Genomic DNA, 25,004 nt, shown 5'->3' with positions numbered 1-25,004 from the left:
TCTTACTCCGCAGGGGACGATCTGGGCCGGCTGACGCGCGTGTCGCGCCGCCGGGTGGTCTGGAAGAGGGCGCGCAGATCGTGCCGCAGGAGCCGGCGCAACGTACCCGGCGGATCGAGCCGGGGCGCGCCCATGAGACGCCGCAGCTTCCAGAGCGACAGCCCGGCCACCCGTGCCAGCGTCGCGCATGCCGCATAGGCGCGGCCATGGGACAGGGTGAAGTACCGCCAGCGGCTGTCGAACCAGTAATCCGGCACCTCTGTCCATTGCTTCATGCCGGTCGAGACCGACCCCAGATGCTCCACCCGGCTTTCGACGAGGTAGGTCGCGGTCCAGCCCTTGCGGCGGGCGCGGAAGAAATGCTCCGTCTCCTCGAAATAGAGGAAGAAGCCATCGTCCAGCAGCCCGACCTGATCCAGCATGTCCTGCCGCATGAGCATCGACGCCCCGGCAAGCCAGTCGACGGGCCGCGTCCGCGTGAGGTCCATGAAGGGCACCCGGTACCGGTGCAGTGCGCGGGTGATGATCCCCGTCCGCGCGGTGCCCTCGAATTCCGAGGCGATGGTGGGAAACCGGAAGGCCGAGATGTGGATCGGCATGTCCTCGGACCAGAGCTGCGATCCGGCGAAGCCGTCGCGGGGATGCGCCTCGAGATGGTCGATCAGCACGCGCACGGCATCGGCGGCGGGAAAGGCGTCGGAGTTGAGGACGTAGACGTAGTCGGGCCGCGCCCCGTCGCTGCGGCCCGCCCGGATGCCCGCATTGTTGCCGAAGGCGAAGCCGCCGTTCTGCCCCGATTGCAGGACGCGCGCGGGCACCGGCCAGTCCGACGCGGCGACATGGGCGCGCAGGGCGGCTTCGGACCCGTCGCCGCTGTCATTGTCGACGATCACGATCTCCGCATCGAGACCGTCGAGCGCGCGCGCCAGCGCCTCCGCCGCCCGGATCGTCATCGCCGGGGTGCGCCAGTTCAGAAGAACCGCGAGGAGCCTGACATCGCGCCCGCTCATTCCGCCGCCTCCGTGCGCACGAAGGGCACCACCGCGCCGCCTTCGCCGGGCGGCAGGCCGGCATCCCGCATGGCCTGTTTCAGCGCTGCCGCGAGCACGCGCACATTGGGCTCCAGCACCATCGAATCGTGATCGCCCGGCACCTCGATCACGGTCAGGTCCGTCAGGTGCCCGCCCCAATCGTTGTCGTCGCTGAGATAAGCGCGTTCGTCGTTCACCAGCCGTCCGCCCGCGACGCGCCATTTCTCGCGCAGGGGCGGGCGGAAGAGGACCACGCGCCCGTCATAGGAGGCCACCTCGTAAGCGGCGATGGCGCCGAGGAAGGCCGCCTCGATCTCGGTGTTGTGGAAGCTTTCCGGGGCCCCCGTCGCCGCTTTCGCGCGCCGCTTCTCGATCTCCCAGCGGAGGCGATTGCGCGCCCAGATGAACGGGTAGCCCACGCCTTTGCGGCGCAGCTCCTGCAGCTGGATCACCGCGCGGTCGACGGGCAGGAGCGGACGCTTCTGCGGCAAGGGCGTGTCGAGCAGCGCCACCAGCGCGACCGTGTCGCCCAGCGCGGTGAGCTGCCGCGCCATCTCGAAGGCGATGATGCCGCCGCCCGAAAACCCGCCCAGGTGATAGGGCCCGTCGGGCTGCACCTGCTTCAGCTCGGCGATGTAGTCGCGCGCGGCCTCGCCGATGCTGCGATGCGGCTCTTCGTCCCCGTAAAGGCCCTTGGCCTGCAGCCCGTAGAAGGGCCGGTCGCGGCCCATCAGAAGCGCGAGGTGACGCAGGTTCAGAACGTTGCCGAACATGCCCGCGACGAGGAAGAACGGCGCCTTCCGCCCCGGTTCGCCCTCGTGCATCGGCACGAGATGCGAGAAGCGCCGCTCGGGCCGGGCCGGTGCGGGCGCCTCGCCGGTGCCGGAGGCGGTGTCGGAAATCCCCGCCTTTTCGGCGATCAGCGCGGCGCAGGCGCGGATCGTCGGCGCTTCGAACAGCACCGAGATCGGGAAATCCACGCGGTAGGTCTTCTTGACCATCGAGAAGAGCCGCACCGCGATCAGCGAATGCCCACCCAGATCGAAGAAGCTGTCATCGACGCCCACGTTGCGCACGCCGAGAAGGTCCTCCCAGAACCCCGCGAGCCGCTTTTCGATATCGGTCTCCGGCGCGGCGAAATCCTCGTCCATCACGGGCCGTTCGAAGGCCTGCATCTGGGTCGCGGGCCGCGCCGCAATTTCGGCCTGCGCCCGCAGCGCGGCGATGGCAACGGGGCTGACCGCGACGACGGGCCGGGCTTGCGCCATGGCACGCGCAAAGGCCTCGGCGCCTTCCTCGGGCCGGATGCCCTGGCTCAGGTTGTGCTGCAGCATCTCCTCGCCCGGGGATAGCGGCGCACCGGCGCCGGCCTGATCGGTTTCGATCTCCGCAGCGCTCAGCCGCGCCGGGCGGCGCAATTGCGCGGCATCGCCCAGCCGCCGGATGGCAAAGCCCGCGATCTCCATCACCACGGTGCCGTCCGGCGTGGCGAGCGTGACATCGAAACTCGCGCTTTCGGTGGTGGCATGGCCGTCCTGCGCGGGCCGGACCCAGCTGACGATACGCTCCGGAAGCGGCCCCCAGACCGTCACGCGCACATAGGACAGAGGCACCCACAGGTGATCGGGCGCGTAGCCGGGAATAAGCTCCATCGCCCAGCCGGTCGCGATATCGAGAAGCGCGGGATGCACGAGACACGCGTCCCCGACAGCCGCATCCGCCAGCGTCAGATCGGCCAGCCCCTCATCGGCGGACAGCGCCCGGGCGGTCAGCACCCGCCAGCGCGGGCCGAACGCGAGATGCGCCTCCTGCCCGGTGGTCAGGGTCTGGCCCGTGGGCGCGGTCTCGGGCGCGCCGAGACGGGCGCGGATCGCGGGCAGGTCGATGCGCGGGGCAGGCCCCCGGGCGCGCAGGTCGATCTGCGCCTCGGCAAAGCGCGTGCGGCCCGTGCGCCCCTCGGCGCGGGCCTCGCAGAGAAGTTCGAACGTGTAGCCCGCATCGCTGCGCTCGAGCCGGGTGGTCAGGCGGCGGCTGCCCTCTTCGGGCACGGTGAAGGGCCGCAGGAAGGCGAGATCGCGGATCACGAAGGCGCCGGCCTCGCCCGCCTCGGACAGCGCATGCGCGGCAAGCGTCACCGACGCGGTCCCCGGCAGCAGCGCGAGGCCGTCGCGCGTGCGGTGCTCGTCGATCACCCAATCGGCGGTCGACAGCTGCGTCTCGAAGACCCGCCGCCCCTCGGCATCGAAGCGCATCGTGTCGAGCAGCGGATGCGATGCGGGCTCTTCGGGGGAATGCTCGAGCGTGCCGGTGCGCGCCGCCAGCGCATCGGCGGCCATGCCGGCCTCGGCCCAGATGCCCCAGTTGATCGCGACCGTCCGGGTGGCATCGTCCGCCCGCGCCTCGGCCAGCGCGTTGAGGTATTCGTTGGCCGCCACGTAATCGAGCTGCCCCGCCGCTGCCGCCATCGTGGAGACCGACGAGAAATGCGCGATCCATTGCGCGCGACCTCCGGAAAAGAGCCGGTCGATCACGTCGGTGCCGTGCAGTTTCGGGGTGAAGATTTCCTCCACATCCGCCGGGCTCAGCGCGAGGAAGGGCTGATCCGACAGACGGCCCGCCGCGTGGATCACGCCGGTGATCGGCCCGAAGCAGTCCTCGGCGGCGTCCCGGATGCGCCGCATGGCGTCCTCGTTGCAGACATCGGCGGTGGCGACCATCACCTCCGCACCCGCCGCCTCCAGTGCCGCGACATGCGCGATGGCCCGGCAGACCGGGTCCTGCGGCGCGTGGCGCCGGCTGTATTCGGCCCAGTCGGCGCGGGGTGGAAGCTCGGTCCGCGACACGAGGATCAGCTTCGCGCCATGCGCGGCGGCAGCGAGGCCGAACGTGCGGCAGATGCCGCCGAAACCGCCCGTCATCAGGATCGTGCCCGAAAGCGGCGTCTCCGCCTGCGGCGGCAGCGGCGCCTCGATAAGCCCGCGCGCGTATCGCCGACCGTCGCGGATCGCGGCTTCGCGCCCCCCGGGTGGCGAGATCAATTCGTCGGTGACCTGCCGGGCGAGCGCCGCGAAGGCCTCCTGCCGGGTGTGCCGGGCCTTGCCCGGGCGCCAGAACGGCGCGTCGTCCGGCACGGGCAGCACGATATCGAGCGTGGCCATGCTCAGCCCCTCGGCCTCGCGCGGAATCACCCGGACGGGCCCGGCGATGGTGGCCTTCACCGGATGCGGCAGCGCCTCGTCCCGCACCCGCGCAGCGCCATTGGTGATGACGTCGACATGAACGTGGGTCAGCCCCTCATCGACCAGCGCCTGGGCGAGAAACAGCAGCGAATAGAAGCCCTGTTCCTGCAGTCGATGGAAAAAGCTCGACCCCGGCCGATGGCTTTCATCCGCCGTCACCCCCCAGAAATGCGCGATGCGGCTGGGCAGAAGACCGCGCGCTGCGAGATCGGCCAGAAGCAGGTCGTAGCCTTCCCGCCCGCGCTCCGGCGCGATGCGGTAGGCGGTCTCCGACGCCCGCGCGAAGATGTCGCCCGGGCGGACCTCGACGACCCGGTGTCCGGCACGTCTCAGCGGCGCGAGCGCCTGCTCCGACAGGCCGGCATCGTCGGCGAAGACGAGCCAGGTCTCGGTGGGCAGCGCCGCGGGATCGTGGTCGATATCCACCGCCGGCTCGGAGGCGCGCGGACGCCAGACCGGAACGGTGCCCCAGGCGCGCATGTCGTCGCGCCGCGCGGGGTAGCGCGCCGAGGTATCAGCCCTGCCGGTCGCCGGTTCGATGAAATAGGGCGCGTGCTGGAAGGCGTAGGTCGGCAGCGGCACGCGGTTGCGGCGCGCCTCGCCCCAGACCTGGTCCCAGTCGACCGCGACGCCCAGCGCCCAGAGACGGCCCAGCGCCTCGTGGAAATAGCGGTCGTCGGCGATGGCATCGTTCGGGTGGCGCAGGGCGGTCAGCACGCGGTTCGCTCCGATCTGCGGCTGCTGGCGTGCCAGCGTCGAAAGGGCATGGCCCGGCCCGACCTCGAGCAGAACGCGGTTTTCCGGCGCGCCGAGCGTGGCGATCCCGTCGGCAAAGCGCACCGTGTTGCGCAGGTGATCGGCCCAGTAATCGGGGCTCGTCGCCTCCGCGTCGGTCAGCCAGTCGCCCGAGCGGTTGGAGACGATGGGAATCTGCGGCGGCTTCAGGTCGAGACCCGCGAGATATGCTCGGAAGGCCGGCAGGATCGGCTCCAGCATCCGGGAATGGGCGGCCACATTGATGCCGATGCGCTGGCATTCGACGCCTTGCGCCTTCAGCCGGGTCTCCAGCGCGTCGAGCGCGTCATCGGGGCCGGTCGCGACGGACAATTGCGCCGCATTGACCGCGGCGAGATCCAGCCCCTCGCCCAGATGCGGCAGGAGCGCGGCCTCGGACATGGCGACCGACAACATGCCGCCGCGGGGAACGGAATCGAACAGCGTGCCGCGCAGATGCACCAGACCTATGGCGTCTTCTAAGCCGAGGACCCCCGCGATGCAGGCCGCGGTGTTCTCGCCCATGGAATGCCCCATGAGCGCGGCCGGGGTCACGCCCCAGCTCTCCCAGAGCCGCGCCAGCGCCACCTCGGTGATCAGAATGAGCGGCAGCTGCACGGAGGGCTGGCGCAGGCGCTGCTCGGCCTCGGGACCGGAGGCGAGCCACGCCGCGCGCGGATCCTCCGCCGTCAGGGTCGCGAGGTGATCGAGGCCGCGATCCATCCAGTCGGCGAAGACCGGCTCGGTCTCGTAGAGACCGCGCGCCATCTGCGGATATTGCGCGCCGCCGCCGGGAAAGAGAAAGGCCACGTCCGGAGCGGTCAGCGCCTTGTGGCTGTGCACGCGGTAGCGGTCGCCCTTCTCCAGTAGAGCCGCGGCCTCCGCATGGGTTTCGGCCACGACGATGCGGCGCTCGGCGAATTCCGCGCGGCCCGTCCGCAGCGTATAGGCCGCGTCGGCCAGCGGCTGGTCGGGATGACTGCGCAGATGCGCCGCGAGCCGGGCCGTATTGCCGTCGAGCGCGGCCTTGCACCGCGCCGAGAGCGTCAGGATCTGGAACGGAAATTCCGGTGTCTCGGAGGCGGCACGTTCCGGCGCCTCCTGCAGCACCACATGCGCGTTGGTGCCGCCCACACCCAGCGAATTGACCCCGGCCCGGCGCGGATGATCGCGGCGCGGCCAGTCGCGCAGCCTGTCGTTCACGCGAAACGGCGAGGTCTCGAAATCGATGGCGGGGTTGGGCGCCTCATAGCCGAGGCTGGGCGGCATCTGCCCGTGTTTGAGCGCGAGCGCGGTCTTGATGAGGCTCGCCGCGCCCGCCGCCGTGTCGAGATGGCCGATATTCGTCTTTACCGACCCGATGCGGCAGAAGCCTTCGGCCTCCGTGGTCTCGCGGAAAGCCGCGGTCAGGGCGGAGACCTCGATCGGATCGCCCAGATAGGTGCCGGTGCCGTGGCATTCGACGTAATCGATCGTGTCCGCGGGCGTGTTCGCGATGGCCTGCGCCTCGGCCACGGCGGCGGCCTGTCCGCCCACGGACGGCGCGAGGTAGCCCGCCTTGTCGGCGCCGTCGTTGTTGACCGCGCTGCCCTTGATGACCGCCCAGATATGATCGCCATCCGCGATGGCATCGGCGAGGCGCCGCAGCACCACGACGCCCGCGCCGGAGCCAAAGACCGTGCCCTGCGCGCGATGATCGAAGGCATGGCATGCGCCGTCGGGCGACAGGATCTCGTTCTCCTTGAAGACATAGCCCTGGCCCTGCGGCAGCTCGATCGTCACGCCGCCCGCCAGCGCCATGTCGCATTCGCCGTTCAGCAGCGACTGCGCCGCGTAATGCACCGCCACGAGCGAGGTGGAGCAGGCCGTCTGCAGCGACAGCGACGGGCCCTTGAGGTCGAAAATGTGGCTCGCCCGCGTGGTCAGGAAATCCTTGTCGTTGCCGGTATGGCGCAGCAGGAACATGCCCGTGCTGTCCACGAGGTCGCTGTTGGAGCAGAGATTGAAATAGAAATAGCTGCCCATGCCGCAGCCCGCGAAAACGCCCACCGCGCCCGGGAAGGTCTGCGGGACGTGGCCGGCATTCTCCATCGCCTCCCACGCCACCTCGAGGAAGCGGCGGTGTTGCGGGTCGAGGATCGCCGCCTCTTTCGGGGAGAAGCCGAAGAACTCCGCATCGAACATCTCGAACCCGTCGAGACGCGCGGCATAGGGCACGTAATCCTTGCGGCGCAAGAGCCCCGGCGGCACGCCTGCCTCCAGAAGCTCCGCTTCGCTCAGCCGCGCGATGGAGGATACACCCCGGCGCAGATTGTCCCAATATTGGGCAATCGTCTCTGCGCCCGGCAAATGCGCGGCCATCCCGACAATGGCAATGTCGGAATAGGACGAATCCGGACCCTGGTCAGGTCGTGTCATGCCTGTTGTCCTGCTGCTCCTGCCCGAAACGGATATACCGCAAATGCGGGGGAAATTTGACGGCCTTGCGGTAACATATGCGATAAAGCGCCCTTTTTCAGCGCCGAGATGTCACAGGGCGCCCGCCGCGAGCGCCACGATATCGGCGCGGTGCGCCGTGAACAGCACGGCAGTGACGGCGAGGCCCAGCATCGCGAAAAGCGCATCGTGCAGAGGATCCCAGGCGCCCGATTTCCGCGACAGCCAGACCACCACGGGATAGGACAGAAGCCCCGCCATGCCCTGCCCGATGATCGCCCCCAGGAGCCCCGCCATCTCGAGCCCGAGATAGACGCAGCCCAGAAGCGTCACTGCACGAAACAGCGCCAGCACGAAGAAGTTGCGGCTGTCGCCCACCGCAAGGGCCGCCTGATCGTAGGTCAGCGCGATGATCTGCGGGATCCACATCACCGCCAGAAGCACGATCACCGGACCCGCATCGCGGTAGCGTTCGTCGTAAAGCAGCTCAACAAGCCACAAACCCGCCATCCCCAGCACGGCGATGATCGCCAGAAGCGTCGCGGTCACCACCATCCGCATGCGCCGCAGCTTCAGGAAATTCGCCCGGCTTTCGCCCGGGGGCGCCTCGCGGTAGATCGGGATCAGCACCTTGCCCGCCACCATGCGGCCCAGCATGTTGGGGAAGGAGGCGAGGAAATAGCCGATATTGTAGACGCCGAACGCCCCGAGGCTCAGGAAGCGGCCGATCAGGATGCGGTCGCCCTGGCTGACGAAGAAGCCCGCGATGGTCGACAGGAAGATCCACTTGCCGAAGGATGTCAGCTCGCGCGCCGCCGCGCGGTCCCATTGCAGCCGGTCGGGATGGCCGGGCAGGAACGCCCAGTTGAAGGCCACGTTGATGATTGCGGCCAGCACCCCCGAAATCACCAGCGCCCAGACCGATTGCATCCACCATGCAAGCGCGATGGCAATGAGGACGCCCAGCGTCTGCGACAGGATATCCAGCAGCGACACCCGACCGAGCAGCAGATGCCGATGCGCCGTCGCGACCCGCATCGGGTTGACGCCCATCACGATCAGGCTGAGCGCCGCGGCGGGCAGGATCTGGATCAGCTGCGGGGCGTTGTAGAATAGCGACAGCGGCCAGGCGAGCAGGCAGGCGAAGACCCAGAGCAGCACGCCCCGGATCGCCTGAATGGTGAAGGCGGTGTTCAGAAAGCGCGGGTCCTCGCCGCGCTTGTGGCTCATCACCGCCTGCATGACGCCGGTATCGGAGAAATTCGTGAGGCCCTGGATGATGACCGCGACAAGCGCCATCAGGCCGAAGGCCTCGGGGAACAGAAGCCGTGTCAGGATGAGGTTCGAGCCGAGGCGGAGCAGCTGGCTCGCGGCGAAGGCCCCGGTCGACCAGAGCGACGAACGGACCGCCCGCGCGCCCAGCGAGGCGCCGCGGAACCGCGTGAGGCCGAAGACGCTCATCGTCCCCGGCTCCAGCCATCGGCGGCGGGCCGCAGACGCGCGGCCAGCGCCACGCCCGAATAGACCGCGAAGCCAAGGGGATCGCGGGCGGCCAGGCCGAGCTTCCGCGACAGCGGGAAGGGCCGGCCTTCATCGTTGCGCGCAAGGTCGGGATGCACCTGCCTGATCTCGGTCACGCCACGGTCCTGCCGCGCGCGTACCTTCACGAGGTTGCCGAAGCCCGCGACCACCGGCCAGTCATAGCGGGCAGGCACGGCGTGCCGTTCATGTGGCGCGAAATGCAGCCGCACGAAGGTATCGTCGGAAATGAGCTGCGGAAAGGCGTTCCACCGCAGGCGGCCGACGGCATTGACCGCAAACAGCCCGCAGCCGGGCACGCAATCGGCCATGAACGGGACCTGCGCCCAGACCCGCGCATAGGCGCGGCTGACCGCGCTGTGCGGGGCGGTGATCGCCAGCGTTCCGGTGACGAAGCGCGGCTCGGGCGCGGCGAGCGCCGCTGTCACCTGCGCCAAAAGGGCGGGCGAGACGGTCACGTCCGCATCGAGATACATCCGCGCCAGCCCCCGCGCCGCCGCATCGCCCGCATTGAGCGCAGACGGCTTGCCGGCTTTGGGCGCGGTGATGACCCGCAGATTCCAGCCGCGCGCCGCGAACGCCGCCTCGAAGCTTCGGGCGACCCCTGCCGTGTCATCCTGCGAGCCGTTGTCGACGACGATGATCTCGGGCGCGGCCTCGGCGGTCCAGTCCGACACCGACAGGGCGGTCAGGCACGCGCCGATCTGCCCGGCCTCGTTCGAGGCGGGTACGATCACGCTGATCTGCGGCGCCTGTTCGATCATCTCGCCCCGTGCCCTGCGCCCCTGCCCCGTGCCCGGACCTCGGCCCGGGTGTCCTTCGGGGCGGACCTTATCCAATCCACGCGCGCCTGACAGTCAAAGATGGCATTAGAATGGAGCCGGTTCAGGGGATTGGACGGATATCGCCGGGTGTGGCGTCGAAACCCAGCGCCTCCACCTCGGTCAGCCGGACGACGCGCCAGCCCGCCCGCAGCAGCGTCCGGCCCTCCGCATCCTCGGACATCACGTAATCCTGCCGCGCACCGGGCAGGATCACCGTGTCGTTGCCCGCGCCGCCATGGATCATGTCGGCCCCGCCGCCCGAGCGGATCAGGTCATCGCCCGGACCGGCGAGGATCACGTCCTCCTCGGGCGAGCCCGCGATCTCGTCGTCGTCCTCCGTTCCCGCCGCAAGCGCGCCGTTCGCGAAGACCGCGACGGGCCGCGTGTCGGGCCTGGGCGCGGTGTCGTTGTAACGCAGGAGCGCGTCCCAGCGCGGGGTCTCGGCGCTCAGATGTGGCAGCGCGCCCCAGATGCCGAATTTCGACGGCACGGCGACATCCACGAAGGCATTGAAGAGCCGCCCTCCGGCCGCCGTCCAGCCCGACAGGAGCCGGTCGTAAAGCTCGCCCATCTGCGGCGAGTCGCCGAACGCGGTCAGAAACTCCGTCAGCCGCTCCTCGTCCATGTCGGAGGCCACCGCCGTCAGATGCGCGCCGCCTTCGTACATGATGAGGTCGAGCCCGTATTTCGCCGCGGCCTCCGCGTGATAGGGGAAGATCTCCGAGGTCAGCCGCGCGATCGAGGTCTCGGCGATGTCTTCGGCCAGCGGCGCGAAGGCGGCCTCGAACCGCGCCTCGCGCACATATTCGCGCAAGGCCACGCGCTGCAGCCCGGCCTCGCGTCCCGCATCTTCGGCGGCCACTTCGGCATCGTCCAGCAAAGCGCGCAGCGTCTCTGCGTTATCTCCCTTGAAGTCGTTGAAGAAATACCCCGTCACCGCGTAGGCGTCGAAGCTTTCGACCGGCATGCGACCGAGCCCGAGAAAGGCCAGCGGCGCGTTCAGCGACTGCTCCTCGAGGCCCAGCCAGCCGGTATGGGTCGCGAAGACGCGCACCAGCCGGTCTTCCGCCGCGTCGCCGAAGATCTCGGTGAACATGTCCATCACCTGCGCCGCGCGGTAGCCGTAATATTGATGCCGCCCCTCGCCCGTCTCGCCCCAGAGGGCCGTGGCCTGCTCATGCGCCCAGAGGCCCTGCTGGAAGACGCCGTTCCAGACCTCGTTGGAATATTCCACGTAAGCCTTCAGCCGCGGGTCGAGCGTGTCGCGCACGGTCTCGGCAAAGCGGCGCACGAAGGTGTCGTCGGCCTGGTGCGGCAGAGTGAACCACGGGTCGGCACCGATCTCGTTGGCGAGGCGGATCATCACCGGCAGCGGAACGCCCCATTCGGCATAGGTCGCGTCGGTGAGGCGCGGACGGTCCTCCCAGTCGGACAGGGTCGAGTTGTTGGTCTGCATCCAGTCCATGAACCGGACCGCGCGCACATCCGCGATCCGCCGCAGCCAGTCGGGATTGAAGAGCGCGCCCGCGGCGTGCAGTGCCGCGTGATCCTCGCGCATGACGCGGATGTTGCGAATGGGATCGTCGGGGTCGATTTCCTCGATGGAGACGCCGACCGCCCCCGGCCCCGGCGTATAGAAGAAGCGCAGCCGCCCGGGCTGGGTCGCGACGCGGCGCGCGTTCCCCGCCAGCGACAGTCGGCCCTGCCCCTCGTAGGTCAGCACGTAATAGCCGCGCAGATGGGTCGCGTCCTCCTGCTGGCCCGTCAGCATCAGCGCCTCGATCCGCTCCGCCTCGGGCGGGATGGACAGCGGCCAGCCATCGGCATCCACATGCCCCGCCGCGCGCAGCTCATCCGCCGAAATGCCGCCCCAGCGCCCCGGCAGATGCCCGATCCAGGGCCGCGAGGTCTTGAAGAGGTCGATGAAGGGGTGCTGCGTCGTCCAGTCGGTGATGCCGTTCAGCCCGATGGCGAGCGCGGGCGCCGCGCCCGGGGGAACGCCTGCATCGACGTCACCCTCGGGGCTCGTCGCGGCCCAAAGCGGCGCGGCCGAGAACAGGATCGACAGGGCAAGGCAGCGCAGGATGCCGGTCAAGGCTGTGGCTCCGGATGGCGGCGGGATCGGGCGAAGCCTTATCCGTTTTGGGCCCGAGAACAACCGCGCCCGGACCTTCGGGACGCGCGAAGAGGCGCGGGGCGCCGGGTGGAGGGGAAAAATCCGCGTTCTAGGAAAATTGTCTAGGCTTTCTTTGCCACTTCGAAACTCTTCCGCGCCAAGGTCTGCGCCGGACCGGATATCCCGGTGGCGCCCCGGGCGCCTTTTATCGAGTGAGGATCCCAGATGGCGGCCGCGCTTCAGAGTGTGAATATCGACGAGTACGACAATCCGCTGGATCATCTGGAGAAGCTCAAGGCGGCCAATCGGCGGCTCGAAAGCTTCGCCCAGATCGCCAGTCACGACCTGCGCTCGCCGCTGCGTGCCATGATGTCGATCGCCGAATGGGTGCGCGAGGATATCGAGACGACCTTCGGCAAGGTGCCCGAGCAGATCAACAGCGACCTGCTGGAGCTGCAGGAGCAGGGCCTTCGCATGGGCAAGCTCCTGCAGGACCTGCTGCATTATTCGCAGGTGGGCTTCGCGGGGAACGCCCCCCATGCCTTCGAGGCGCGCTCCGTCATCCAGGACTGCGTCGATATCTGCGCGGTTCCCGAGGGCATGCATGTGCGGGTGGGCCAGGAGATGCCGAATGTCGCCTGCAGCCCGGTCGAATTCGGCCTCGTCGTCCGCAATCTGATCTCCAACGCGGTGAAATACCACGACCGGAGCGATGGCGAGATCGCCATCGACGGCTGGTCCGAGGGCGGTCAGGCGTGGTTTCGCGTCCGCGATGACGGTCCGGGCATCGCCCCGGAACTGGCGGAAGAGGTCTTCGGGATGTTCCGCACCCTCGATTCGCGCCGCGGCAACGGGATCGGGCTCGGCCTCGTGAGGCGAATCACCGATGAATATGGCGGCTCCTCCAAGGTACTGCCCAATCCGGGCGGGCGCGGCAGCGATTTCGTCGTCTCCCTGCCCCTGGCTGCCGGGGCCGACGACAGGAACGCCCAAGGCGGCTCAGCGACGGGTACGTCCAGGCCGGAAGACGGCGCGGACGACACGAAAGGAGCTTCCCGATGAACCAGACCAATCCGATTTCGCTGCCCGACGGCGTCGCCCCCCCGCGCGACGCGATCCGGGCCCTGATCGTCGATGACAACAAGATCGACCGCCGGCGCCTCAAGGCCATGTGCGATCGCGCCCTTCTCAACATCTCGTTCCAAGAGGCGCGGTCGCTCGCGGAGATGAAAGAGGCCCTGAACGAGCAGCGTTTCGACCTCATCTTCATCGATTACCGGCTCGACGACGGCGATGGGCTGACCGCGCTCTACCATATCAAGCGCCACGCCAACCATGCCAACGCGGCGACGATCATGGTTGCCGGGATCGGCCAGGCGGAGATCGCGGTCAGCGCGCTCAAGTCCGGGTGCAGCGATTATGTGCTGAAAGACGCGCTCGACCCGAATTGGCTCAAACGATCCGTCACCACCGCAGTCGAGAATGCGCGGCTGAGATCCCAGATCAACACGTCTGAGGAGATGCGAACGTCGCTTCTGTCGACGCTCCAGGACTTCGCCACGGACTGCAAGGAGGAGATGAAGCCGATGCTGTCGCAGATGCTGCGCCATATTCGCAATCGCCGCAGTGCCGAGTCGGACAGCGAGGCCGATGCGGCGCTGGCTCAATCCTGCCATCAGATGTGGCTGTTCGTTGACGGGCTCGAACGCTCCGCGGCGGAGATGTGCCGGGCCCAGACCGAGACGGGCTCCACCGCAGAAACCGGCTATGGCGACCACGCGCGTCCGGCCTGACCCGCAGCCCCCCTCCCGCGCGACACCCCACCCCACGGCGATCCAGCCGAACCCGGAACATGTCACAGGACGATCCGATGTCAGTACGTTTCGATCTTCCCGGAACCGGCGGCACGAACCGCGGCTCGAGCGAACCGCTCAAGAGCCTGCACTATTACCACTACCTCGTCCTCGTGGGCTCGCTGATCCTGACGCTCGTCGTGTGGACTTACGCAACGCGGACCGCGGAACGCCAGTCCGCCGCGGCTTTCGACAACGCGGTGGCGCAAATGCTGGAACTCATCACCGAACGCATGAAGAGCTACGAAGACGGGCTGCGTGCAGGCGTCGGCCTGTTCGCCACCAAGGCCGGCGCGATCAGCCATGCAAGCTGGCGCAGTTTCGCGCAAACCCTCCGGATCGATCAGCAATATCCCGGCATCAACGGGATCGGCGTCATCTTCCACGTGCCCGAGGACGAGATGGAGGCCTTCCTTGCAGCGCAGCGCGAGACGCGCCCGAACTTCGCTCTGCATCCCGATCACGACCGTGGCGTCAACATGCCGATCACCTTCATCGAACCCGAAGCGCCGAATGCCCAGGCGATCGGTCTCGACATGGCCTTCGAGGACAACCGCTTCGAGGCGCTGATCGCGGCCCGCGATACCGGACAGCCGCGAATCACCGGCCCGATCACCCTCGTCCAGGACGCCGAAGCGACGCCGGGCTTCCTGTTCTACTCCCCGTTCTACAGCGTGACCGACACTGACAGCCTCTCCGCGCGACAGTCGAGCTTCGGCGGCGCGGTCTACGCGCCTTTCGTGATGAAGAAGCTCATGCAGGGGGTTCTCGACCGCACCAAGCGGCAGGTCTGGGTGAGCATCTCGGACGGCTCCACCCTGCTTTACGACGAACACCTGACCGAAGACGAGGGACATGACCCCGATCCCCTGTTCACCCGCACTATCGACATGGACATGTACGGGCGCGCATGGACCGTCGATCTGCGCACGAACGTGGCCTTCCGGGAGGCGAACGTCTCCGTTCAGCCGACGATCATCCTGATCTGCGGCCTGATGATCGATGCGCTGCTGCTCGGCCTCTTCACCTCGATGGCCCGCAGCAATCACCGCGCGATCGCCTATGCGGACCAGGTGACCAGCGAACTCCAGAAAGAGAAACGCGATCTCATGACGATCAACGAGGCGCTCGAGCAGTTCTCCTACGTGGCGTCCCACGACCTCAAGACACCGATCCGCAGCATGCGCGATGCCACGGATTACCTCATGGAGGATCTCGGCGACCGTCACCCCGAGGCGATGCACGACACGGAAATCCTGCGCCAGTTCGGCGAATTGAAGAAGCTGAACCGCCGCATGGACGCGCTGGTCAAGGGTGTCCTCGAATGCGCGCAGATCCCGGTGCATGCCGAACCGGCGCATCCGACCAGTCCCTACGACCTGATCCGGGATCTCGGCGATGACTTGCGACTGAGCGGGGATCAGCTGCGTATCGAGGGCACCTTCCCCGACCTGCATGTCAGCGCCACGGCGATGAAGCAGATATTCGGCAACCTGCTGTCCAATGCGGTGACCCATGCCACCGGGCCGGGCCCGCTGCGGATCGTCGTGACGGGCGAGCATACCGAAGACGGTGCAATCTTCACGGTGGCCGACAACGGTCCCGGGATCGATCCGCAATACCACGAGAAAATCTTCGAGATGTTCCAATCACTCGACCCGGGCAAGGCGGAGCAGTCGACGGGGATCGGCCTCGCCATCGTGCGCAAGGCGGTCGACAGCGTGGACGGAACCGTCGCCGTCCGGTCACAGCCGGGCGAGGGTACACGATTTATTGTCACTTTCCCGGCTAGGCTCGTGGCCAGCCTGTCCGAAATCGCGGCGGAGTGAATCATGACAGCGCGACGCAAGAACGTCCTCCTCGTCGAGGACAACGATTACGATGTGAAGCGTGTCACCCGCGGCTTCGCAAAGCTGGAGGATTGCCGGCAGATCGTGCGTGCCCAGGACGGGGTCGAGGCCCTCGAGATCCTGCGCGGTGAGTCGAAGGTCCGTCCGCCGGAAAGCCCTTTCGTGATTCTGCTCGACCTCAACATGCCGCGCATGGGCGGGCTCGAATTCCTCGACGAGTTGCGGGCCGCCGGGCGATGCTCCTACCCGCAGGTCTTCGTCGTGACGACCTCGGATTACCATGTCGACATTTCGGAAGCCTATGACCGCGGAATAGCGGGCTATTTCGTCAAGCCCGAGACCGCCGAGCAGATGGTGGCGATCCTGCAGCGGATCACGCAGTTCTGGGATCTCTGCGAAACGCCCGCCTGATCCGGTCGATCACGGGCCCCGCGCCCTGACGGGCTTGGCGCGGATCGGTTGCGAAAGGCCGCGGCGCGACCGAGGCGGGCGCCGCGGCGCAACGCGAAACGTTCAAGCGCGGCCCGCGGGGCCAAGGCGCTGCCGCATCCCACCCTGACCGCCACGCAGACCACAAGCAGGGCGGAAAAGGTCAGGATTGCCACCGTTGCGAGCCGCGGGATTTCGTCTAGGCTTCGCGCGGGATCGGGGAAGAGCGGATACCATGAAGAGCGCAAGACGGGCGCCGGGCGCGGTCCGGACACATGAGGGGCGGCCGCGATGCGCGCGCTGACCCGCCGGGCGATCCTGCTGGGCTCCGGCGCGGCAATCGGCGCCGGCGCGGTCGGGCTCACGATGTCGGACCTGCCGCGCATCCCGCGCAAGGGCGTCCCGCCCGCCCCATCGAACGATCTGATCCTGAATGATGCGAGCGAGCTCAGCCCGACGCCGGTCCACCGCCACATCATCCTGACCGAGGACGCCGATGCCGCGCTGGTCACCCGTATCCGCGAGGAAATGCGCGCGGCGGCGCAGGAGGGCCGCCCGGTCAATATCGGCGCCGCGCGGCATTCCATGGGCGGTCAGGCGATCCCGCGCCATGGGCATGCCATCACCTTCGACAATCCGCGGCTGGACCTCGACCGGGCGCAGAGGCGCTACCGCGTGCATGCCGGTGCGCGCTGGTCGGATGTGATCGCAGCCCTCGATCCGCAAGGCTTTTCGCCGCAGGTGATGCAGTCCAACAACGACTTCGGCGTCGCCGCGACCTTCTGCGTCAACGCCCATGGCTGGGCCGTGCCGTTCGGACCGATGGGTGCGACCGTGGAGGCGATCGAGATCGTCACCCCGGATGGCAGCCTGGTGCGGTGCAGCCGCACGGAGGAGCCCGCGCTCTTCGCGATGACGATGGGCGGATACGGTCTGACCGGGGCGATCGTCGCGCTGGAGGTGGCGGCCGCGGACAACCTTCGCCTCCAGCCGCGCTTCGCGGCGATGCCGGCGCAGGACTTCGCGGAGGCCTTTCTCGCCGCCGTACGGGACCCGGGCGTCAACATGGCCTACGGGCGCCTGAACGTGGATCATGCGCGGTTCTTCGAGGAGGCGTTCCTGGTCAGCTATCGCCCCGATGACGACCAGAGCGACCTGCCGCAAGCCGCCGGGTCTGGCTGGACCGCGCATGCGGCCAGCCGCGTCTACCGGGCCCAGCTCGGGCGCGAATGGGGCCGGAAACTGCGCTGGTGGTTCGAGACCGGGCTCGGTCCGCTTGTGGGCGGCGGCGCCGTCACCCGAAATTCGCTGGTCAACGAGCCGGTCGCCACGCTCGACGACCGCGACCCTGCCCGCACCGACATCCTGCACGAATATTTCGTCCCGCCGGAGCGCTTCGAGGAGTTCCTCGCGCTCTGCCGCGCGGTGATCCCGGCCTCATACCAGCAGTTCCTGAACGTGACCCTGCGGTTCGTGGACAGCGATGCGGAGAGCTGGCTGACCTATGCGCCCGGCCCGCGGATCGCCGCCGTCATGTCCTTCAGCCAGGAGAAGACCGCGCGCGCCGAAGCCGACATGGCCCGCATGACGCGCGCGCTGATCGACGGGATGATCGGGCTGGGCGGCACCTATTATCTGCCCTATCGTCCGCATGCGACCGGGGCGCAACTGACCGCCGCCTATCCCCGCGCCGCGGAATTCGCTGCGGCCAAGCGCGCGCTCGATCCGCGCCTGCTCTTCCGCAACAACCTGTGGGATCGGTATCTGGAGCCGCTATGACCCGTCTGCGCAAATTGTGCCTCGGCTATTTCGCCGTCCTGATGGCGGCGGCCTCGCTGAACTACATCCCCGGCCTCACCGACGCGGAGGGGCTGGCCTTCGGCATCTTCGCGCTCGACATCTTCGATGACGCGCTCCACGTGGCCTCGGCGCTCTGGGCGTTGGCGGCGGCGCTGATCTCGCAGCGCGCGGCGCGGACATTCCTGATCCTCTTCGGTGCGCTTTATCTCGGCGACGGTATCTTCGGGCTCTTCACCGGCTACGGTTATCTCGATCTGGGCATCTTCACCGACGCGTCCCTCGGCCCCTCTTTCACGCTGTTCCGGTTTCTGGCCAACGCGCCGCATCTTCTTCTGGGCGGCGTAGCGCTCTGGGCCGGCCTGCGGGTCGAACGGGCGTGATCGTCCGGCTGCTGCGCGCGCTGGGCGCCCTCGTTGCGGCGCTTCTCGGGCTGGCCTTCCTGTTGGCGCTGCCGGTGCTTTACGTGGAAACCGCCTGCCGGCCCACCGCGCCGGAGACCGCCTACGACCCGATCCTGCCCGAGGCGCATCACCGCCCCGAAAGCCGCACGCTGCTGACCTATCCCGAATGGCATATCGTGCACGCCTACGAGGAATATGCCGAGGTTCTGCGCAGAGGCGACCCGCACGATTACGGCTTTGTGCCCGCGATCGCGGGCTTCTGGACGACGCTGTGCGCGCTGTCGAAGGCCTCGGGCGTCCATGGGCCCGTGTCGGGCGAGACCAAGATGATGGTCTACGTGGTCGGGGTCAGCTTCACGGCCGAGTTGCTGGCCAAGGCCACCTATGAGGAAACGCTGGGACGCGCGGCCACCTGGTGGCGGGGTCCGGAGGCGGCCCCCCTCGATACGCTGTCGGCCCGGCAGGCGCGTGAATACGCGGTCTTTCTGCGCCAGGTGCCGTGGTATCGCTATGACTTCGCCGCCGATGCGCAAGCCCTTGCGGCGGCCTCGACCGGCAGCCTGCGCGACCGGGAGCGGCGCGTTGCCCTCGGCCTCGAATACCGGGCCAAGGCGCTTTATGCCGAAGCCATCGCGGCGGCCGTCGCCGCCACCGGCCAAGACGACCTGACCTTGCGCATGGTCGTGGATGAGGCACCGGCACCGCGCGACGGGGTCACGGTGATCGGGCCGAACGGGCCGGGCGTGGAGATCGAGACGCCCAGGTATCGTGCGCTGACCGGACTTCTGGCCGAGCTGGCAGCGGAAGGGATCGAGATCGTCGAGATCGCGGGCAACGACGACATCATGCTGACCGTGCTCGGCGGCGCGGAGATCGGATCGGATACCCTGATCTCGATACCGCGGCAGGGCTTCGGCGATCACCGCCATCTTCTGCGCGTGAAGGTCGCGGACCTGTCCGAAACCCTGCGCGGGCTGGACGAAGCCGGGCTGCGGCTCGAGCATATCCATGATTACTAGGCGCGCCCTCGGTCTCGCCGGCCTCGTCGCGGCGTGGATCGGCGTGCTCGCCGGGGTCATGGCCGTCTCCGACGCGGCGCCCGCCGCGCTGGTTCCGCTGCCGTCCGACGCGTTCCTGGCGGCCCTGCCCGATCACGTCGCGATTTCCGACCGCTTCGCCCATGCCATCGTGCTGGTCAGCCCGGAGCCCGGATTTGTCGCCACGCTCTACGCGGCAGGGGCGTGGCTGGTTCTGCCTGCGGGGCTTGCGGGATGCGGCGGCGCGTCCTGAGCGGCGCGAAAGGTCAGCTTGCCAGCGCCATGGACCAGGAGGCCGGGCGCGCCGCCTCCTCCGCCTCGACAAGAAGCCGCCCTTCCGAGACTTTCAGCAGCGGCCGCGCCGGCTTCATCGACAGCGTGCCGAAGGCGGCATCCTCGGCCATGGCCCGGTCCCACGCATTGGCGCCATCCCGCAGCGCCGCGCGGGAGCGGTCCGCCATCAGGAGCGATTCCGCGGGACAGCCCTGCGCGTTTAGGACCGCATGCTCATCGAGCAGGACATGCACGTATTCCACCGCTTCGCCGGAGGCGTCCGGATAGATCGTCCGGCCATTGACCAGCGCCTTGACGGGAACGAAGGCCTCGTCCAGCCCGAACAGCATCTCCAGCCGCGCGCCGCGCATTAGCACGCGATGCTGGGGCGACAGGCGCAGCCTGCGGCGGGGCATGTTCGGACCAAGCGCGCCCTTCTCGACGATGACGGGCCTCTGATCGGGATGGCTTGCGAGGTCCTGCGCCGAAAGCCGCTTGCGACCGACCCAGCGCACCGGCTGGAACCCGGCATCCGCCGTTTCGAGGCAGTCCCAGGGCTTGATCTGGTCCGCCCGCTTCCAGCCAAGCGTCGTCTTCAACTCCGTCTCGCCCGCGAAACAGATGATGATCGGCGCCGGATCCTGGGTGAAATCCCGCTCGTCCTTGTCCTTGGCGCGCACGTAGCCGGTATAGGTCACTCCGTCGTCACCGGTATAGGAGAACTGGTATTCGTCGACATTGTTGGGTTCGACGAAGGTATCGAACGCGCCCAGAAGCGAGATCTGGTCGCTGGGATCGTAATCCTTGATGTCGATATGCAGGCCATCGCCGCTGAAGGTGGACAGGTCGATGGCGACGGAGTCGGACTGCCCGTCATCGACGAACTCGATCCGGAAGGTCTGGACATCCGATCCCGGCGCCGCGACGAGCGTGACATCGCCGCCGCCGGGAATGTCGATGATGACGGTATCGCCATTGGACACCTCGACGGTGCCACTTTCGGTGACCACGATCTGGGCCATGTCTGCTCTGCCTCATGTGCCCGTCTGAGCGCGGGCCTTTCGGCAAATGTGTCATAAAAGCGGCCCAAACGGACGGCGTTGAGAAAGAATTAACCAAGGTGGTGCGCGAAATCCGCATCACGCGGCGGCGGGGCGCGGGACGGCAGCGCAGGGCGGAGGCGCAGGCGGCGGCGCGGCCACGAAAAAAGGCGCCCGAAGGCGCCTTGATTACTTGGTCGGAGTGGCAGGATTCGAACCTACGACCCCTGCCTCCCGAAGACAGTGCTCTACCAGGCTGAGCTACACTCCGACCGTGCTGCGCCGGATATCCAAAGCGCCTCCCTTTGGCAAGGGGTCAAGCGCGCCGGCGCGTGCGGAAATCGGCACCGGCAATTCGGCCGGGACCGCAGCCCACATCGGGTCAGAGCGACGCGTCGAGCTCTGCGATCACCGCATCGCCCATCTCGGCGGTGGAGACCGGCGAGACACCCTCCTCGCCCAGAAGATCGGCGGTGCGCAGACCCTTGGCCAGAACCGCCTCGACCGCGCCTTCGACGCGGGCGGCCTCCTCGCCCAGATCGAAGGAATAGCGCAGCGCCATCGCGAAGCTCAGGATACAAGCGATGGGGTTGGCCTTGCCTTGCCCCGCGATGTCCGGCGCGGAGCCGTGCACCGGCTCGTAGAGCGCCTTGGGGCGGCCATTCTCCATCGGCGCCCCCAGCGAGGCCGAGGGCAACATGCCGAGCGAGCCCGTGAGCATCGCCGCGAGATCGGAGAGAAGATCGCCGAACAGGTTGTCGGTGACGATCACGTCGAACTGCTTGGGCCAGCGGGTCAGCTGCATCGCGCCCGCATCGGCGTACATGTGGCTCAGTTCGACCTCGGGGTAATCGGCGCCGACGCGGGTCACCACCTCGCGCCAGAGGATCCCCGATTCCATCACGTTGGCCTTCTCCATGGAGCAGAGCTTCTTGCCCCGCTTCATCGCCAGATCGAAGGCGGCCCGCGCGACGCGGTCGATCTCGCTCTCGGTGTAGCGCTGGGTGTTGATGCCGACGCGCTCGTTGCCTTCCTCGAAGATGCCGCGAGGCTCGCCGAAATAGACGCCCGAGGTGAGTTCGCGGACGATCATGATATCGAGGCCGGAGACCACGTCGCGCTTCAGCGAGGAGAAATCCGCAAGCGCGTCGAAGCATTGCGCGGGGCGAAGGTTGGCGAAGAGGTCCATCTCCTTGCGCAGGCGCAGAAGTCCGCGTTCAGGCTTCACCGAGAAGTCCAGGTCGTCATATTTCGGACCGCCCACGGCACCGAGCAGAACGGCGTCCACCTCCTGCGCCTTGGCCATGGTGTCGTCGTGCAGCGGCGTGCCGTGCTTGTCGTAGGCGCAGCCGCCGACGAGGTCCTCGCTGACCTCGAAGGCGAGGTCGCGCTTGGCGCCCAGCCAGTCGATCACCTTGCGCACCTCCGCCATGACTTCCGGGCCGATCCCGTCACCGGGCAGAATGAGAAGCGAGCGGGTGGTCATGGTATGCGTCCTTTGCAGATCCGAGGTTTCGGATCGCCTAAGCAATGCCGCGGGTGGCGTCAAGAATCCGGCCCGCGCGATCAGCCGGGCGGGTCGGGCGGCGCGACGTCGATCCAGACCGCGCCATGGGGCCCGGTCGCCTCGGCCGGCGGCCGGAGACCCGCGCCCTGCAGCACGAGGTCGCGCGAGGGCAGCACGTAGCTCAGCCGCAGCGCGCCCAGCGTCTCGGGCCAGAGCGACGTGGGCGCGCCGGGATGCGGATCGCGCAGACGCGGGTCATCGAGCAGCGCCGAGATCGCCTGCCTTCGACCCGCCCCCCGGACCGGATCGAGATTGGCATGGCCCAGCACGACGAAGCGACCCTCCGGCGGCGCGACCGGGAGGCGCCCGTCGAGAAGGTGCCGCCAGAGCATGATCTCGTCGTGATTGCGCGCGCCGTTGCGATCCTCGGGCCCGTCGAAGACCGGGGGCGTTGCGTGGAACATCATCAGGGTGAGCGCCTCGGCCCCGTCTCCGGCGCGCAGCATCCAATGGGCGGCGGTCGACAGGCGCTGGATGCCGCGGCCCGGATCGTCGGGGGGCATCCGCGTGTCGGGCACATCCTGCCAGAGCATCGCGCTTCCCTCCCAGATCAGGGACAGCGGCAGGCGCGACAGCACCGCCATCCCGCCTTCGCCGCCATACCAGCCATAACCCTGCGCATCCCTCGGTTCCGCCAGGGCGCCATTGCCGTCGAGGTCCCGCCCGGTCGGCATCCCGGTGTTGGGCAGCCGCGCGAACAGATGCGGGTACGGTTCAGCGAGCCGGTCGTTCAGGGCCGAAAGCGCCGCGAGGCCGTGATCGTAATCGATATCGGTCAGCAGCAGGATATCGGCGTCGAGCGCTTCGATGCCGGCCAGGGCGGCGGCAAGATCGGCATCCTCCGCACGCATCAGATCGCGCAGCAGCAGGCCCGGCCCCTTGCGGGTCAGCGGGACATGCCAGCTGGCCAGGCGCAGCGGGTCCGCCGCCAGCGGGCCTGTCAGGAGCAGGAGAAGGGAGAGGAGCAGGAAGGCCAGCGATGTCGCGGCCCGCGGGATCAGACGGGCTGCAGCACGTCCGATTGCGCATAGGCGCGGCGGCGCTTTTCCTCGATCAGGTCGCAGACGCGCCAGAGGGCGACGCCGCGCATGATCAGAGAGGTCGGCAAGAATGCCCATGCGGCCATGGTCCAGATCAGGGTCTGCGGATCGCCCAGCGGCAGCACGATCCCGACATTGGCGGCGCCTTTCATCAGCGCCGGGATAAGGAATGGCAGCAGGAACCCTAATGCGACGTTAACATTTGCGTCGCGCTTGAGGCGATAGATGACGTCTCCGCCGGCGGTCGGGTCGAACAGCGGCAGGTTGATCCAGACGTTGAAGGCGCCCTTGCGGATCGGCCAGCGCATGATGCGGATGAGCGGCACGAAGACCACCAGCGCCACGAGCGCGATGCTGAGGCTGAGCCCGGCCAGCGCGCGGATATCGCTCGCCTCCACCCCGGTCTGGATGGCCGCGCCCGAGAGCGCCACCAGCCGCACCGGCGAGAAGGGCAGATCGAGCGCCTGCCCGATCTGGTGGCCGAATGCCGCGACGGCGCCCATGGACGGGCCGGGCATGACCGCGTCGCGCATGTAGAGCGACAGGCTCAGGAGCATCGCGAACAGCACCAGGACCCGGATGCGGTTGAACGGCGGGGCCGAGCGGAACTCGATCAGGCTGGGCGTGGAGCTGGCATATTCGGTCATCGTGAGCATCGCCGCCAGAAGCGCGGCCAGCATCAGCATAACGGAGGTGTCGGGACTGCCCTGCGGAAGAATCAACGCCGGCAGGGCAACCATCAGGCCCATCACAAGGGCACGAAGCCCCGCGCTGAAGACGCGTTTGATCACGAACCTGCCCTCATGGCCAAGCGGGCGCGATTCATTGCCGCGTCCTCGTCTCGGCGCTTTGTTGCCGCTTCCGGCCCTTGCCTCGATTTTGCCCCATTTTTGCCGCCTTTCGGTCGATCCCTCAAGAACGTTGACTGGCTTGGCAGCGAATTGCGGCACATTTCAGGTAAGGTTGGTGCGAAATTGCATCGACCGCCGGGCCTTCCCATGGCGCCCTTGGGTGCAGCCGCAAGATGTTGGGGTTGAACGAAAAACGGCCGCTAGGCAGAAGCCGCGGCCGTTAAGAGCGGGTTAACGCCGACGCGCGGCGCACGGCTCAGATCCAGGGGCGGGACTGCGCCATGCCCTCTTCGAACCTGTCGATCGCCGCCGCCTTTTCCAGCGTCAGGGCGATGTCGTCGAGCCCCTCCAGCAGGCAGTGCTTCTTGAACTGGTCGATCTCGAAGCTGAAGCTTTCGCCGTCCGAGGTGGTGATGGTCTGCGCCTCGAGATCGACGATCATGCGCGCATTCGCACCCTTCTCGGCGTCCTTCATCAGCACGTCCACCTGCTCCTGCGGCAGGGTGATCGGCAGGATGCCGTTCTTGAAGCAGTTGTTGTAGAAAATGTCGGCGAAGCTGGGGGCCACGACGCAGCGTATGCCGAAATCCTTGATCGCCCATGGCGCGTGCTCACGCGAGGAGCCGCAGCCGAAATTCTCACCGGCGATGAGCACCTCGGTGTCGCGGTATTGCGGCTTGTTGAGCACGAAGTCGGGGATCTCGTTGCCGTCCTGGTCGTAGCGCATCTCGTCGAAGAGATTCACGCCGAGACCGGTGCGCTTGATCGTCTTCAGGAACTGCTTGGGGATGATCATGTCGGTGTCGACATTCACGAGCGGCAGGGGCGCCGCGATCCCGGTGATCTTTTCGAATTTTTCCATATCGGTTCTCCTGCGGAGCAGCTCCTCGAGCCCTGGCGGCCT

The 25,004-nt window shown here is 67.8% G+C and carries 18 protein-coding genes and 1 tRNA gene; 8 read left to right on the top strand and 11 right to left on the bottom strand.

Annotation, left to right across the window (positions count from 1 at the left end; all coding sequences use genetic code 11):
- Positions 1 to 2: 2 nt before the first annotated feature.
- The 5 genes from BW990_RS01315 to BW990_RS01295 form a co-directional block, all read right to left on the bottom strand.
- Positions 3 to 1,010 carry a glycosyltransferase gene (locus BW990_RS01315; RefSeq protein ID WP_076444220.1) on the bottom strand — a complete coding sequence of 336 codons (1,008 nt, stop codon included), beginning with the start codon at positions 1,008 to 1,010 and terminating at the stop codon, positions 3 to 5.
- The gene (locus BW990_RS01310) at positions 1,007 to 7,462 is read right to left on the bottom strand and encodes a type I polyketide synthase (RefSeq protein ID WP_076444218.1); all 6,456 of its coding nucleotides are present in this window, start codon (positions 7,460 to 7,462) and stop codon (positions 1,007 to 1,009) included. The genes BW990_RS01315 and BW990_RS01310 overlap by 4 nt, the downstream gene beginning before the upstream one ends.
- Before the next feature lie 111 nt (positions 7,463 to 7,573).
- Positions 7,574 to 8,941 carry an oligosaccharide flippase family protein gene (locus tag BW990_RS01305; protein WP_076444216.1) on the bottom strand — a complete coding sequence of 456 codons (1,368 nt, stop codon included), beginning with the start codon at positions 8,939 to 8,941 and terminating at the stop codon, positions 7,574 to 7,576.
- Positions 8,938 to 9,783 carry a glycosyltransferase family 2 protein gene (locus tag BW990_RS01300; protein WP_076444214.1) on the bottom strand — a complete coding sequence of 282 codons (846 nt, stop codon included), beginning with the start codon at positions 9,781 to 9,783 and terminating at the stop codon, positions 8,938 to 8,940. Before BW990_RS01300 ends, BW990_RS01305 begins: the two co-directional genes overlap by 4 nt.
- A 121-nt stretch (positions 9,784 to 9,904) precedes the next feature.
- On the bottom strand, positions 9,905 to 11,938 hold the full coding sequence (locus BW990_RS01295; protein ID WP_076444212.1) for a hypothetical protein: 2,034 nt from the start codon (positions 11,936 to 11,938) through the stop codon (positions 9,905 to 9,907).
- Between the two features lie 246 nt (positions 11,939 to 12,184).
- On the opposite strand from BW990_RS01295, the gene BW990_RS01290 reads away from it, so the two are divergent.
- From BW990_RS01290 to BW990_RS01255, 8 genes are all read left to right on the top strand, one after another.
- Positions 12,185 to 13,021, top strand: a complete 837-nt coding sequence (locus BW990_RS01290) for a sensor histidine kinase (RefSeq protein ID WP_076444210.1) — start codon at positions 12,185 to 12,187, stop codon at positions 13,019 to 13,021.
- Positions 13,018 to 13,752, top strand: coding sequence for a response regulator (locus tag BW990_RS01285; protein ID WP_076444208.1), 735 nt, complete (start codon positions 13,018 to 13,020; stop codon positions 13,750 to 13,752). The genes BW990_RS01290 and BW990_RS01285 overlap by 4 nt, the downstream gene beginning before the upstream one ends.
- A 77-nt stretch (positions 13,753 to 13,829) precedes the next feature.
- Positions 13,830 to 15,641: a CHASE domain-containing protein gene (locus BW990_RS01280; RefSeq protein WP_076444206.1), complete on the top strand. Its 1,812-nt coding sequence runs from the start codon at positions 13,830 to 13,832 to the stop codon at positions 15,639 to 15,641.
- A 3-nt stretch (positions 15,642 to 15,644) separates the two neighbouring features.
- A complete protein-coding gene (locus BW990_RS01275; RefSeq protein WP_076444204.1) occupies positions 15,645 to 16,073 on the top strand; it encodes a response regulator in 429 nt (142 codons plus the stop codon).
- A 309-nt stretch (positions 16,074 to 16,382) separates the two neighbouring features.
- The gene (locus BW990_RS01270) at positions 16,383 to 17,870 is read left to right on the top strand and encodes an FAD-binding oxidoreductase (protein WP_076444203.1); all 1,488 of its coding nucleotides are present in this window, start codon (positions 16,383 to 16,385) and stop codon (positions 17,868 to 17,870) included.
- Positions 17,867 to 18,271 (top strand): DUF4383 domain-containing protein, encoded by a 405-nt coding sequence (locus BW990_RS01265; protein ID WP_076444201.1) that lies wholly within the window; start codon positions 17,867 to 17,869, stop codon positions 18,269 to 18,271. Before BW990_RS01270 ends, BW990_RS01265 begins: the two co-directional genes overlap by 4 nt.
- Entirely contained in the window at positions 18,268 to 19,311 is a 1,044-nt protein-coding gene (locus BW990_RS01260; RefSeq protein ID WP_327213785.1) for a hypothetical protein, read from the top strand. Before BW990_RS01265 ends, BW990_RS01260 begins: the two co-directional genes overlap by 4 nt.
- The gene (locus tag BW990_RS01255) at positions 19,301 to 19,582 is read left to right on the top strand and encodes a hypothetical protein (RefSeq protein ID WP_076444199.1); all 282 of its coding nucleotides are present in this window, start codon (positions 19,301 to 19,303) and stop codon (positions 19,580 to 19,582) included. The genes BW990_RS01260 and BW990_RS01255 overlap by 11 nt, the downstream gene beginning before the upstream one ends.
- 13 nt (positions 19,583 to 19,595) lie before the next feature.
- On the opposite strand, the gene BW990_RS01250 is transcribed toward BW990_RS01255, so the two are convergent.
- The 6 genes from BW990_RS01250 to leuD form a co-directional block, all read right to left on the bottom strand.
- Positions 19,596 to 20,624 carry a Hint domain-containing protein gene (locus BW990_RS01250; protein WP_076444197.1) on the bottom strand — a complete coding sequence of 343 codons (1,029 nt, stop codon included), beginning with the start codon at positions 20,622 to 20,624 and terminating at the stop codon, positions 19,596 to 19,598.
- 212 nt (positions 20,625 to 20,836) lie between these two features.
- A tRNA-Pro gene (locus BW990_RS01245) sits at positions 20,837 to 20,913 on the bottom strand.
- A gap of 111 nt (positions 20,914 to 21,024) precedes the next feature.
- Positions 21,025 to 22,128, bottom strand: a complete 1,104-nt coding sequence (leuB, locus tag BW990_RS01240) for a 3-isopropylmalate dehydrogenase (RefSeq protein WP_076444195.1) — start codon at positions 22,126 to 22,128, stop codon at positions 21,025 to 21,027.
- Positions 22,129 to 22,208: 80 nt separating this feature from the next.
- Positions 22,209 to 23,060, bottom strand: coding sequence for an endonuclease/exonuclease/phosphatase family protein (locus BW990_RS01235; protein ID WP_159441594.1), 852 nt, complete (start codon positions 23,058 to 23,060; stop codon positions 22,209 to 22,211).
- 146 nt (positions 23,061 to 23,206) lie between these two features.
- Entirely contained in the window at positions 23,207 to 24,040 is an 834-nt protein-coding gene (locus tag BW990_RS01230; protein WP_076444193.1) for a hypothetical protein, read from the bottom strand.
- Positions 24,041 to 24,356: 316 nt separating this feature from the next.
- Complete coding sequence (gene leuD, locus BW990_RS01225; RefSeq protein ID WP_076444191.1) at positions 24,357 to 24,962, bottom strand: 3-isopropylmalate dehydratase small subunit; 606 nt, start codon at positions 24,960 to 24,962, stop codon at positions 24,357 to 24,359.
- Positions 24,963 to 25,004 lie beyond the last annotated feature (42 nt).

Origin of the sequence: Roseivivax lentus, assembly GCF_900156805.1 — a bacterium.
Classification (GTDB): domain Bacteria; phylum Pseudomonadota; class Alphaproteobacteria; order Rhodobacterales; family Rhodobacteraceae; genus Roseivivax; species Roseivivax lentus.
This window is presented reverse-complemented; position numbering and strand designations above follow the sequence as displayed.